The organism is Nitrospina sp. 32_T5, assembly GCF_052156635.1.
Classification (GTDB): domain Bacteria; phylum Nitrospinota; class Nitrospinia; order Nitrospinales; family Nitrospinaceae; genus Nitrospina.
The window spans coordinates 317,737-330,550 of the sequence record NZ_JBQKUO010000003.1; the positions used below are offsets into that span (position 1 = coordinate 317,737).

Genomic DNA, 12,814 nt, shown 5'->3' on the forward strand with positions numbered 1-12,814 from the left:
CAGGTCTGGAGACAGATTGGCAATCGTATGGAAATGTGTCCTGGTGCTGGGACTCGCCTGGGCTTCACTCCCCCTGTCCGGCACTCAAGCCCTTGCGGCGGACGTCAAAATCGGTTTCATCAACATGCAGGAAGCCGTTTCCGGAACCAAGGAATTCAAAAACGCGCTCAACAAATTCAAGGCCGACTTTGAGGAAGAAAAAAAGCGCATCGCGCTCAAGGAAAAACGGGTGCAGAAACTGCTTGAAGAAATCAACAAGCAGAGCTTTGTCCTCGATCCCAACCTGAAAAAGAAAAAAGAAGAACGCTTCATCCAGGAGAAAAAAGATCTTGAGCGATACGTTCAGGACAGGAATGACGAGTTCGCCCGCAAGGAACAGGAAATCACCAACCGTATCCTGAAAAAAATGCTGGACGTCATCAAAAAGATCGGGAAACAGAAGAAACTGACCATGATCCTGGAACAGAAAACGGTGTTTTACAGCGATGACTCGGCGGACCTGACCCAACTCGCCACCGAAACCTACAACCGCATGAATAAATAAGGTGCGAGGGCGCGCGGACGTCTGTCGCGGCCCCGGCCCACCCGCTTCAAACTGAGGAAACCATGCTCGACATCAATGACATCAAAAAAATCATTCCCCACCGCTACCCCTTTCTGCTGGTGGACAAGGTGATTGAATGCGATGACGACAGCCATATTGTCGGCATCAAGAACGTCACGCACAACGAACCGTTTTTCCCCGGCCATTTCCCGGAGTTCCCGGTGATGCCCGGTGTGCTGATCGTCGAAGCCATGGCGCAGGTCGCGTGTATCCTGGCGCTTCGCGTCCTGAACAAGGAAGGGCACGCATCCGTTTTTTTCACGGGGATCGACGGTGTCAAGTTCCGCAAACCCGTGGTTCCCGGCGATACCCTGCGCATGGAACTGACCAAGATCAAGCAGCGCGGCGAATTATTCCGCTTCCAGGGCAGGGCCATGGTGGGGGACACCCTCGCCTGTGAGGGACAGTTGCAGGCGGTTCTGGGAAAAGATTGAAAACGTTTTTCATCCGGGTTTAAAATTTATCGGTACCTTGTCTTGTTCCCGGTCAGCCTGACCCCAACCCGCCGGCCGGTCGACCTCGTTCATAATCCTTCTTTATGGAACCGCTACTGTGAGCATCGCGAATACCGCCATCATCGACCCCAAAGCCCAACTCGGCCCCGGCGTTTCGATCGGACACTACAGCATCATCGGGCCCAACGTGGTCATCGGCGAGGGCACCGAGATCGGTCCGCATGTGCTGATCGAGCCCGGCAGCACCATCGGTAAGCACAGCCGCATTTTTCAGGGAGCGCAGATCGGCGGGGAACCGCAGATCACCGGTTTCAAGCGCGACATGGTGTCGTTCGCCCGCATCGGCGACCACACCACCATTCGCGAATACGTCACCGTTCACCGGTCCGGGCACGAAAACGGCACCACCAGCGTCGGCAACAATTGCATGTTGATGGGCTACTCCCATCTGGCGCACGACTGCCAGGTCGGCAACAACGTGGTTGTAGTCAACTACGCGGGGTTGGCGGGGCATATCGTGGTGGAAGACTTCGCCTTCATTTCCGGGCAGGTTGGGATCCACCAGCACGTGCGTGTCGGCACCGGCTCCATGGTGGGCGGCATGTCCGGTGTCAATCAGGACGTCCTGCCCTACACCACGGTGGCGGGCAATCCCGCGGGGCTCGTCGGCCTGAACGCGGTGGGCCTGCGCCGCCGGGAGGTGAAACCGGAAGTGCGTACCGCCATCAAAACCGCCATCAAGTTGATCCGCAGTCCGGAGTGGAACACGACACAGGTTATTGAAAAGATTGAGGCGGAAATTGAAATGCACCCCGAAATCCGATATCTTATTGATTTTATGAAGAACTCCAAACGAGGATTTATCGATTGATGGAAGCACTGCGAGCCGGCGTAGTCGGCATTGGAAAAATGGGACAGTACCATGTCGGTGTGCTGTCTGAAATGCGCGATATCAAACTGACGCATATCGCCGACGTCAACGAGGACCGGTGCCGGGAGATCAGCAACCGTTACGGCCTGACTGCCGTCTCCGATTACAAGGAAATGTTCGGCCAGGTGGACGCCGTCGTGGTGGCTGTGCCCACCGCCCTGCATTATCCCGTCACCAAGGACTTCCTGCAGGCGGGCATTCACGTCCTTCTGGAAAAACCCTGCGCCACCAACCTCGAACAGGCCCGCGAGTTGTTTGACATCGCAGAGAAAAACAAACTCATCCTGCACATCGGCCACGTCGAGCGCTTCAACGGCGCCGTGCAGGAACTGCACAAACTGGTGCACGAACCCATCTTTGTGGAATGCAAACGCATGGGCCCGTTCAACCAGCGTATCAAGGACGACGGCGTGGTGCTGGACATCATGATCCATGATATCGACATCCTCCTCAACCTCATGCAATCCAAAGTGGTCGACATCAACGTCATGGGCACTTCCGTGTTCACCAACCGGGATGACCTGGTGAACGTGCAGATGGAATTTGAAAACGGGTGCATGGCCAACATCATCGCCAGCCGCGCCTCGCAGAACAAGATCCGCACCCTTTCCGTGACACAAAAAGAGTCTTACATCCTGCTCGATTACACCGACCAGGAAATCTACGTGCATCGCCAGACTTCTTCCGAGCACCAGTTGAGCAAGGACGCTCTGCGTTACAAGCAGGAATCGTTGATCGAGCGCATTTTCGTGCACAAGGACAACCCACTCAAGCTGGAGCTCCAGCATTTCCTGGACTGTGTGCAGAACGGCACACCGCGTAACGTGGCCGTGGACAAGGAATTGTACTCGCTGGAAATTGCACTCGACATTGTGGGCGCGTTCAAAAAGCAGAGAAACGGGAAGTGAACGGTCCCGCCCGCAACGCTTCCCCCGCGGAATCAACCTTTCAAGAGTCGCGGTCCGGTGAAGGAAACCAGCCGTCATGAACCACGACAGGGAACAGCCCATCGGTTTGATCGCCGGGGCCGGAGACATCCCGGTGTACTTCGCCCGCAAGGCAAAGGAGCGCGGCATTCCACTGATCTCCGTGTCGTTCACCGAAGCCATCGGTGAAACCCTTCAGCCCTACGTCGAACAGAATTTCTGCATCAGTCCCGTCAAGGCTGGAAAGATTTTCAGCACCCTGGAAGCCACCCATGTCCGCGAGGTGCTCATTCTGGGCAAGGTGGAAAAGGAAATGATTTTCCGCCCGCAGATGTTTGACATGTTTTCCCTGAAGTTCATGATGTCGCTCACCACAAGTCAGGACAAGGACATCCTGACCCGCATCATTGAAGAAGTTGAAAAACGCGGCTACACAGTTCTCGATCAAATGGATTTCATGAAGGAACTCTACCCTCCCGCCGGAGTCCTGACCCGCGCCAAACCGTCAAAAAAATCCCTGGCTGACATTGAAGCGGGATTCGCCATCGCCAAGTACATGGCCGACCAGGAAATCGGTCAGACCCTTGTGATGAAAGACGGCACCGTCATCGCCGTCGAGGCGGTGGAAGGCACCGACCGCACCCTGGCCCGCGGGTGTGAATTGTCGCAGGGCGAATGCACCGCCATCAAGGTCAGCCGCACCGACCAGGACTACCGGTTCGACAGCCCCGGCATCGGACCCAAAACCGTCGAAACCCTGATCGCAGGCAACGCCGCCGCTCTGGCCATCGAAGCCGGCCGCGTCATGGTGATTGAACGCGAGAAGGTGGTCGACATGGCGGACGCAGCAGGACTCGCCATCGTCTCGGTACAACCCCCCGTGCCCCCTTCCCATTCCACACCCACTCCGGATGCGGCATGAACGGGCCGAACCAACGCATCCTGATCGTGGCCGGGGAAGCTTCGGGCGACCTGCATGGTGGCAACCTGGTTCGTGCCATGAGGGAACGCCATCCCGAAATCGAATTTGAAGGCGTCGGTGGCCACCACATGCAGAACGCCGGTGTGCACACCCTGTTCGACATCCAGCGCATGGGAGGCATGGGTCTTTTTGAATTTTTCAGCAACCTGTGGCACCACATCGCCGTCTTCCGCAAACTTTCACGCGAAATCGCCAAAGGACAGTACGCCGGCGCCATCCTCATCAACTACCCGTTCTTCAACCTGCGCCTCGCCCGCGTGTGCAAAAAATACCACTGTCCTGTTTACTATTACATCAGCCCGCAGGTCTGGGCTTCGCGCAAGGGGCGCATCCATACCATCGCCGAGACCGGGAAAAAGATGTACGTCATCCTTCCCTTCGAGAAGGACATCTACCGCGAAGTGGACGTGGATGTGGAATACCTCGGGCATCCGTTCGTGGACATCGCCAAACCGCATCTGTCGAAGGAAGACGCGTTCCGCGAATTCAAACTCGATCCCGGCAAAACCACCGTCGGCCTCATGCCCGGAAGCCGGATGAGCGAGATCAATTACCTGCTCGACGACATCCTCGGCGCGGCGCGCATTCTGAAAGACAAACTCGGCGACGTGCAATTCCTCCTGCCGGTGGCGGACTCCATCGACCCCGACCTCCTGCGGGAACGCCTCGGCAACAATCCGCTCGATATCCGTCTGGTCACCGGGCGTAATTACGAAGTGATGGCGGGAAGCGATTTCCTCATCATGGCATCGGGCTCCGCGACCCTGGAGGCGGGACTGCTCGAATGTCCCATGGTCATCATCTACAAAGTGCATCCCCTGACGTATTTCATCGCGCGATTTTTCACTGACATCCGCCTGTTCGGACTGATCAATATCGTTGCCGAAGAACAGGTGGCCACGGAACTTTTGAACGAACAGGTGACGCCGGAAGCCATCGCCGACGAAGCGCTCAAGGTGTTGAACGATCCCAAACGCGCCGCCGAGTTCCGCCAGCGTCTCAAAGACGTGCGGCGCTCACTGGGAGAGCCGGGCGTGGTAGACCGCATCGCGCAGAACATTCTCGACTCGTTGAAACTGCCCTCCGGCACGGCCGATGAAAAAGTTTCTCTTTAACCACATCCTGCCACCCCTCATTTTCTGCCTGGTGCACCTGTGGTTCAAAACCCTGCGCATCCAGGTTTTGAATCCGGAGATCGAGCAGGAGGTATTCCGGCAGGGCCGCCCGCACATTCTGACCTGCTGGCACCAGCACCTGGGCCTGTTCTTTTATCATTTCCGCGGCTGGAAGGAACTGACCATCCTCATCAGCCCCAGTACCGACGGCGACCTGGCGGCAAGCATGTGCAAATGGATGGGCTACCACGTGGTGCGCGGCTCGTCGTACAAGCAACCCACCACCAGCACCCGTACCCTGATCCGGGCTCTCAAAAATAGTTTTACCGTCGGCATCATGGCCGATGGATCGCGCGGCCCCCGGCACGTTGCGCAGATGGGCACCCTGTATCTGAGTCGGCTGACCGGTGCACCCTATTCCGCCTGTTCCTGGGATGCCCGCTGGAAAATCCAGTTCAAAAGCTGGGACCGGTTCATGCTGCCCCTGCCCTTCAGCCGGTGCCGCATCGCCTACAGCCCGTTCCGGGACCTCCCGCGTGAAGCAGACAACGCCCTTCTGGAAGTCCGCCGGAGTGAACTGGAAACCGAACTGAAGCGGCTGGCGCAGGAGGTGAGCTTCCGCTGACTGCCCCAATTTCCATCACCATTTTTGAGTTTGACGCATTAACAGGCAACCTTGTGGCGAATCACAGGACCCGCCACCGGATGCTTCCGGCTTCGACACCACAACCCTTTGTTCTGTAATGAGTAACAGACTTCAAGTTTTGCACCCAAAATTGGGAAATTGGCACGGAAATTGGATATTAAGGGAACCATCTATGGTCTGGGAGGACGGCGGTTTACCAAAATTTGCTAGCTCGGTCGGTAATTTTGGTTTAAGGTTCGAATCCATCGACCCATCCAAACCAGCTTGACCCCAACAGATCCGAACGATCCCCTGGTTTTGGCCTTCGGGCGAAAAACCGCGGAGCGTTCCTTTCGACGTGAGGATATGTTTATGAAAAAAGTGGAGGCAGTGATCAAGCCGTTCAAACTCGACGAGGTCAAGGAAAAGCTCAACGAGATCGGCATCAAAGGCATTACCGTCAGCGAGGTGAAAGGGTTCGGCCGGCAAAAGGGGCATACTGAGCTCTATCGCGGCGCGGAATACGTCGTGGATTTCCTTCCCAAGATCAAACTGGAAATCATCATTCCCGACAACCAGTTGGACGACGTTGTCGACGCCATCATGAAAAGCGCCCAGACGGGCCGGATCGGCGACGGTAAAATTTTCGTCACCGACCTGGTAGACACCATTCGAATTCGCACAGGGGAACGAGGCGAAGAAGCTATCTGACCCATTGCCGGTCCTCCCCGCAATGGCGCCGGGTTTCCACGAGCGTGCACCTGTTCTGAATTGTTTTATCCATACACAAGCTTGAGGAGAGCATAATGACCCCCAAAGAGGTAATCGATTTTGCAAAAAACAAAAACGCCGAGATGGTGGACCTGAAGTTCATGGACCTTCTTGGCACGTGGCAGCACTTCAGTGTTCCCATGAGCGAATTGGAAGAGCATTTGTTTGAAGACGGCCTGGGGTTCGACGGATCCAGCATACGCGGCTGGCAGGCCATCAACGCCAGTGACATGCTGGTCATGCCGGACAGCACCTCGGCGGTGATGGATCCCTTCATGCAGGTCCCGACGATCAGCATGATCTGCAACATCGTGGATCCCATCACCAAGGAAAAATACACCCGCGACCCGCGCAACATCGCCCAGAAAGCGGAAGCGTACCTGAAATCGACGGGCATCGGTGACACGGCTTATTTCGGACCGGAACCGGAATTCTTCCTGTTCGACGACGTGCGTTACGAAGTGGACATCAACCGCTCTGCCTATTACGTGGATTCACGGGAAGGCAACTGGAACACGGGACGCGACGAAGGCCCCAACCTGGGTTACAAACCGCGCCATAAGGAAGGCTACTTCCCCGTCGGGCCGAGCGACAGCCTGCAGGACATCCGCACCGAGATGCTCCTCCTCATGGAAAAAGTAGGCATCGCCATGGAATGCCATCACCATGAAGTGGCCTCCGGCGGCCAGTGCGAAATCGACATGCGTTTCTCTGACATGGTGAAATGCGCGGACAATCTGATGTGGTTCAAGTACATCGTGAAGAACGTCGCCCGCCGCCACAACAGGACGGCCACCTTCATGCCGAAACCCATTTACGGAGACAACGGTTCCGGAATGCACGTGCACCAGAGCATCTGGAAGGACGGCAAACCCCTGTTCGCGGGCAACAGCTACGCGGGCATGAGCGAGATGGGCATGCACTACATCGGCGGCGTGCTGAAACATGCACGCGCCCTTGCGGCATTCGTCGCGCCGACCAACAACTCCTACAAACGGCTGGTACCGGGCTTCGAAGCTCCGGTCAACCTGGCGTATTCCAGCCGGAACCGCAGTGCATCCATCCGCATCCCGATGTACTCGCCGAGCCCGAAGGCAAAACGGATCGAGTGCCGCTTCCCGGACCCGACCGCGAACGGTTACCTGGCGTTCTCGGCGTTGCTGATGGCCGGCCTCGACGGCATCGAAAACAAAATCGATCCGGGCGAGCCGCTGGACAAGGACATCTACGCCCTCGGGCCGGAAGACCTGGCGAACATCCCCAGCCTGCCGACGTCTCTCGAAGAAGCGTTGGAATGTCTGGAGGAAGATCATGAGTTCCTGCTCAAAGGCGACGTCTTCACGCAGGACATCATTGATCGGTGGATCTCCTACAAGCGGGAAAACGAAGTGGCTCCCATCCGCCTGCGCCCGCACCCGTACGAGTTCTACCTTTACTACGACGCGTAATCCGGACGGAAAAGAGGCAAAGTTTCCACCGTTGCAGGTTGCCATTGCAAAACCCCTCCGGAATTATCCGGAGGGGTTTTTATATATGGTAGAGTAATGCACATATTCTTTTTTTCCCAAATGCCGTCATGAATGTTGTCACTCATTTGAGCTCGCTTGTACTGGAAGGGGAAACCTGGTCGGACTCGTGGACCCAACCGCTTTCGGGAGTCGGTTTCGACGACCCCAAAAAAGCCTGGCACAATTTGATGATGCTCAAGGAGCAGGCCAATTTCCACGAGCTTTATCCCGCATTTTTCCCAAGCCTGCTCGAATGCCTGGAACAATGCTACGATCCGGATCTCGCGCTCAACAACTTCGAGAGGCTCTCCTCGAAGTTGCCGGACAAGGAACACTTGTATTCGTTCCTCACGCGCACGCCCGATTTTCTCAATGCGCTCATGATCCTTTTTTCCGGAAGCCAGGTCCTCACGGATTCGTTGCTGCGCCATCCGGAATTTTTCGACTGGCTGGTGGACCCGGAAACGCTGAATACTTCGCGCACCAAAGACCAGTTATACCGGGATTATTACACGATGATGGACCGGGCTGCGTCCGGCGTCACCACAACCTCCCTGCTCCGCAAATTTAAAAAGCGCGAATACATACGCATCGGCTTGAGGGACCTCATGGGTCGCGCCGACACGCTGGAGACTTTGGAAGACCTGTCGAACCTGGCCGACGTCTGCCTGCAGGTCGCTTATGAACATGCTCACCGGGAACTGGTAAACAAACACGGTGCGCCCATGTTCCGCGACCACGACGGCACGGAAAAGGAATCGGAGTTCACCATTCTTGCCATGGGCAAACTGGGTGGACGCGAATTGAACTACAGTTCCGACATCGACCTCATCTACATTTACACCAGCGCCGAAGGCGAAACAAAGGCACACAGCCTGATCAGCCCCACTTCCGGAACCATCACCTGTTATGAATTCCACACCAAGCTGGGACAACGTATCACTCGCCTCATCAACGAAATCACCAGCGACGGCAACGTGTTCCGGGTGGACCTCAACCTGAGGCCGGAAGGACAGAATGGAGAGATTGCGCACTCCCTGTCTTTCTGTGAAACGTATTACGAATCGGTGGGGCGCACCTGGGAACGGCAGGCGTTGATCAAGGCGCGGGTTTCCGCAGGCAGTGAAAAACTCGGACAGCAGTTCTTTTCCATGATCCGTCCCTTCGTTTACCGGAAAACTCTGGACTTCAACGCCATTGAGGAAGTCAAAGCACTGAAGCGAAAGGTCGACGCCAACCTCAAACAGAAAAAGCAGGAAAAGGGCAATATCAAACTCGGCTTCGGAGGTATCCGGGAAATCGAGTTCATCATCCAGTCTTACCAGTTGCTGTTTGGAGGACGCGACTCCAGCCTGCGCGACACGGGCACCCTGTCCACGCTGGCCAAACTCAAGGAACGTGAATTTGTCGGTACCGACGAATACAACAAACTTTACGACGCCTATATTTTTCTCCGCAACCTCGAGAACCGGGTGCAGTTGACCTTCGGTCTGCAAACCTACAGCATCCCCAGGGAAACACGAAGCCAGGCGGTGCTGGCGCGGAAAATGGGGTGCCAGGCCGGAAACGTTTCAAGCCTTGCGGACAACCTGCAAAAGGAATTCGAACGTCATACCTGTTTTGTCGGCGCCATGTTCGACCAGTTGTTTTCGGAGGACAAGGATCAGAAGGCCGCACACGACACATCGCAGAAATGGGACGCCCGGCAGGATATCGAGAACCGCTTTTCCGAAGAGTATCTTTCCCAGTACCCCTTCAACGATTCCAAACGGGCCTTTCAGTTTCTGTGTTCCCTGCGCGACGGGCCTTCCTCCAAACCGGCGACGGAACGGGGAATTCAAACCTTCTACAAAGTTCTTCCCCAGGTTTTGAATTTGTGCCGCAAGGTGCCCAACGCCAACTTCGCCGTTGAAAACCTGGTGAAGTTTGTCGAGGCCAGCAAGGCCCGGGAAACATACCTGGACCTGTTCAATGACAACGAAAAATTCCTGGAACTCCTGCTGATCCTTTTCGGCTCCAGTGAAACGCTTTCCACGTTCCTGATCAAGCAACCCAATTTCATTGACGTTCTTTCCAACGTGGAATCGCTGTACCGGTTCAAAACCCCGGAAAAAATGAAACGCGGGTTGGACGATTTCCTGTCCACCTGTGAAACGCCGGAACAGCGCAACCTGTCCCTGCGCTGGTTCAAGCAGGCGGAGGAGCTGCGTATCGGCACCCGTTACCTCATCCATGAAGCGGACCTGCCCGGCACGTTGCTGGATCTGTCCAACCTGGCGGACCTGTACCTGCAATCAGTTCTGGAGTTGGCATGGAAACGCATTCAGGAAGGGCCCGCGAATTCGGCCCCACGCGAAGGCTTCGCCATCATGGGTTTGGGCAAACTGGGCGGTCGCGAATTGAATTTCGGCTCCGACCTCGACATTGTTTTTGTCTACGACAACAAAGAGGAAGATCCGGAAAGCGACCTCACCGCCATGACGCTTTATTCTCAACTCGCGCAGGGGATTTTTCAGTTGTCGTCGGAGAGTTCCGCCGTTGGCCCGGCCTACAAGATCGATACCGACCTGCGTCCGGAAGGAAGCCGCGGCGCGCTGGTGCTGTCGCTCAAAGGCTATAAGGACTACTTCGAATCGCGAGGCCGGATCTGGGAACAACAGGCGATGACGCGCGCACGTTTCATTGCGGGGGACAGGGAACTGGGAGACCGGTTTCTCGAGGTCACGCACAAGTTCACCTACCGGTCGAAACTGGAGTACGGGTCCCTGATTGAAATCGCACGCCTGCGGGAACGCATGGAAAAAGAGCTTGCAGAGGAAAGCAAAAAAGGCAGGAACGTCAAGCTCGGTCACGGCGGGCTGGCGGACATCGAGTTCACCGTCCAGATTCTCCAACTCATGCACGGCCGACGCAATCCCAAACTGCGCGCCACCAACACGCTGGAAGTCATCAACACCCTGTCAGCCTACGGCATCCTGCAATACGAACAGGCGGAGGCCTTGCAGAAACATTACGAATTCCTGCGCAACGTGGAGTGCAGCCTCCGCCTCATCAACCCGCAGTTCAGCAGCCACCTTCCGAAAGACCCGGTGGCCCTGCAAACGCTGGCGCGTATTCTGGGGTACAAAGGAGAAAACGGGGGAGCGGCGGAAGAGTTGATGAGGGACTACGAGGAAACCACCCAAAGCGTCCGCACGTTTTACACCACCAACGTGGACACGTTTTTACGTACGGCGCTGTGACGCCGATCAAATTTTCAGGTGAAACCGGGAGCCCCGGCGCTCCAGCTTGGGCTGGGTTTTGGACTCGGCTTTTTCCTTGGCGTGGCGGGGAGCCACACCCAGCTTGTAGATGATGGCATCGATCAATGCCTGCCAGCTGGCCTCAATGATGTCTTCGGACACGCCGACCGTGCCCCACTTCGCGTTGTGATCCCCAGACTCCAACAACACCCGGATTTTCGCGCTGGTGCCCTTGCTCTCATCCACGATGCGCACCTTGTAGTCGTACAGACTCATCTCCTCCAGTTCCGGGTAGAAACGCGTGAGCGCTTTCCGCAACGCCTTGTCCAGCGCGTTCACCGGACCGTCGCCTTCCGCCGCGGTGACTTCCTGCACGCCGTTGACTTTCACCTTGACCGTCGCTTCGGCGATGGGGGCCTCGTCCTCCTTGCGTTTTTCGACGATCACACGGAAACCGACGAACTCGAAATGCTCTTCCCGCTGGCCCAGCGCCTCGCGCATGATGAGCTCGAACGAACCTTCCGCGCCTTCATATTGAAAGCCCAGCCGCTCGGCCCGCTTGAGTTCTTCCAGGAGTTCCTGCACCTTCGGATCCGCGGAATCGATATCCAGCCCGAACTCCTGCGCCTTGAACACGATATTGCTCTTGCCGGAAAGATCCGATACCAGGATGCGTGTCTGGTTGCCCACCAGTTCGGGATCGATGTGCTCATACGTTTCCCGGTTTTTGCGGATGGCGGAGACGTGCACACCGCCCTTGTGGGCGAAGGCGCTTTTGCCGACGTAGGGTTGGTGATTCCAGTGCGAACGATTGGCAAGTTCATCTACAAACGCCGACAGTTCCTTCAGCTTCTTCATCTGCCTGGCGTCGAGACAATCCATTCCCATCTTCAATTTCAGGTTGGGAACCACGGAGATGAGGTTGCAGTTGCCGCACCGCTCGCCGATACCGTTGACAGTGCCCTGCACCTGACGTGCGCCCGCCTTCACCGCGGCCAGCGCGTTGGCAACACCCAGCTCCGAGTCGTTGTGCGTGTGGATGCCAAGTTTGCCCTTCAACTCCGCCGCTACGGTTTCAAAGATCGAGTGCACTTCCCATGGCATGGAACCCCCGTTGGTGTCGCAAAGCACGATCCAGTCCGCTCCGGCGTTCTCCGCCGCTTTCAACACCTTGAGCGCATACTCGGGGTTGTGCTTGTAGCCGTCGAAAAAATGTTCCGCGTCGAACATCACTTCGTCGGTATTCTTTTTGAGGTACTGGATGCTTTCCGCAACCATGCGCAGGTTTTCATCGAGGTCGGTTTCAAGCGCCTCCTTGACGTGCATGTCCCAGCTTTTGCCGAAGATGGTGATCACTTCCGTACCCGCTTTCAGCAACTGGTTCAGGTTCGGGTCCTGGTCCGCCCGCTTGCGGGGCGAACGCGTGCTGCCGAAGGCGACGATTTTGGCCTGCTCGAACTTGAGGTGCTTCACCTTTTCGAAGAAATCCACGTCCTTGGGATTGGACCCCGGCCACCCGCCTTCAATGTAATTGAATCCGTTTTCGTCGAGCTTGTGGGCGATGCGGATTTTGTCCTCGACGGTGAAAGTGATGTCTTCAGCCTGGGAACCATCGCGCAATGTGGTGTCGTAGATTTTGATGACGGGCATGGCCG

At 56.4% G+C, this 12,814-nt stretch carries 11 protein-coding genes; 10 read left to right on the plus strand and 1 reads right to left on the minus strand.

Features of this window, described 5'->3' with window-relative positions; translation table 11 throughout:
* Positions 1-16 precede the first annotated feature (16 nt).
* From ACTRW9_RS09795 to glnE, 10 genes are all read left to right on the plus strand, one after another.
* A complete protein-coding gene (locus ACTRW9_RS09795) occupies positions 17-544 on the plus strand; it encodes an OmpH family outer membrane protein (protein WP_442426053.1) in 528 nt (175 codons plus the stop codon).
* A 62-nt stretch (positions 545-606) separates the two neighbouring features.
* The gene (fabZ, locus tag ACTRW9_RS09800) at positions 607-1,038 is read left to right on the plus strand and encodes a 3-hydroxyacyl-ACP dehydratase FabZ (protein WP_442429184.1); all 432 of its coding nucleotides are present in this window, start codon (positions 607-609) and stop codon (positions 1,036-1,038) included.
* A 118-nt stretch (positions 1,039-1,156) separates the two neighbouring features.
* On the plus strand, positions 1,157-1,930 hold the full coding sequence (gene lpxA, locus ACTRW9_RS09805) for an acyl-ACP--UDP-N-acetylglucosamine O-acyltransferase (RefSeq protein ID WP_442429185.1): 774 nt from the start codon (positions 1,157-1,159) through the stop codon (positions 1,928-1,930).
* Positions 1,927-2,898, plus strand: a complete 972-nt coding sequence (locus tag ACTRW9_RS09810; RefSeq protein WP_442429186.1) for a Gfo/Idh/MocA family oxidoreductase — start codon at positions 1,927-1,929, stop codon at positions 2,896-2,898. Before lpxA ends, ACTRW9_RS09810 begins: the two co-directional genes overlap by 4 nt.
* Positions 2,899-2,974: 76 nt before the next feature.
* Positions 2,975-3,838 (plus strand): LpxI family protein, encoded by an 864-nt coding sequence (locus ACTRW9_RS09815; protein WP_442429187.1) that lies wholly within the window; start codon positions 2,975-2,977, stop codon positions 3,836-3,838.
* Positions 3,835-5,013, plus strand: a complete 1,179-nt coding sequence (gene lpxB, locus ACTRW9_RS09820; RefSeq protein WP_442429188.1) for a lipid-A-disaccharide synthase — start codon at positions 3,835-3,837, stop codon at positions 5,011-5,013. Before ACTRW9_RS09815 ends, lpxB begins: the two co-directional genes overlap by 4 nt.
* Positions 4,994-5,638: a lysophospholipid acyltransferase family protein gene (locus tag ACTRW9_RS09825; protein WP_442429189.1), complete on the plus strand. Its 645-nt coding sequence runs from the start codon at positions 4,994-4,996 to the stop codon at positions 5,636-5,638. The genes lpxB and ACTRW9_RS09825 overlap by 20 nt, the downstream gene beginning before the upstream one ends.
* Before the next feature lie 372 nt (positions 5,639-6,010).
* A complete protein-coding gene (locus ACTRW9_RS09830) occupies positions 6,011-6,349 on the plus strand; it encodes a P-II family nitrogen regulator (protein WP_005006120.1) in 339 nt (112 codons plus the stop codon).
* Between the two features lie 95 nt (positions 6,350-6,444).
* A complete protein-coding gene (gene glnA / locus ACTRW9_RS09835) occupies positions 6,445-7,857 on the plus strand; it encodes a type I glutamate--ammonia ligase (RefSeq protein WP_442429190.1) in 1,413 nt (470 codons plus the stop codon).
* Positions 7,858-7,985: 128 nt separating this feature from the next.
* Positions 7,986-11,159 carry a bifunctional [glutamate--ammonia ligase]-adenylyl-L-tyrosine phosphorylase/[glutamate--ammonia-ligase] adenylyltransferase gene (gene glnE, locus ACTRW9_RS09840; RefSeq protein WP_442429191.1) on the plus strand — a complete coding sequence of 1,058 codons (3,174 nt, stop codon included), beginning with the start codon at positions 7,986-7,988 and terminating at the stop codon, positions 11,157-11,159.
* Between the two features lie 6 nt (positions 11,160-11,165).
* On the opposite strand, the gene cimA is transcribed toward glnE, so the two are convergent.
* Entirely contained in the window at positions 11,166-12,809 is a 1,644-nt protein-coding gene (cimA, locus tag ACTRW9_RS09845; protein ID WP_442429192.1) for a citramalate synthase, read from the minus strand.
* Positions 12,810-12,814: the final 5 nt, after the last annotated feature.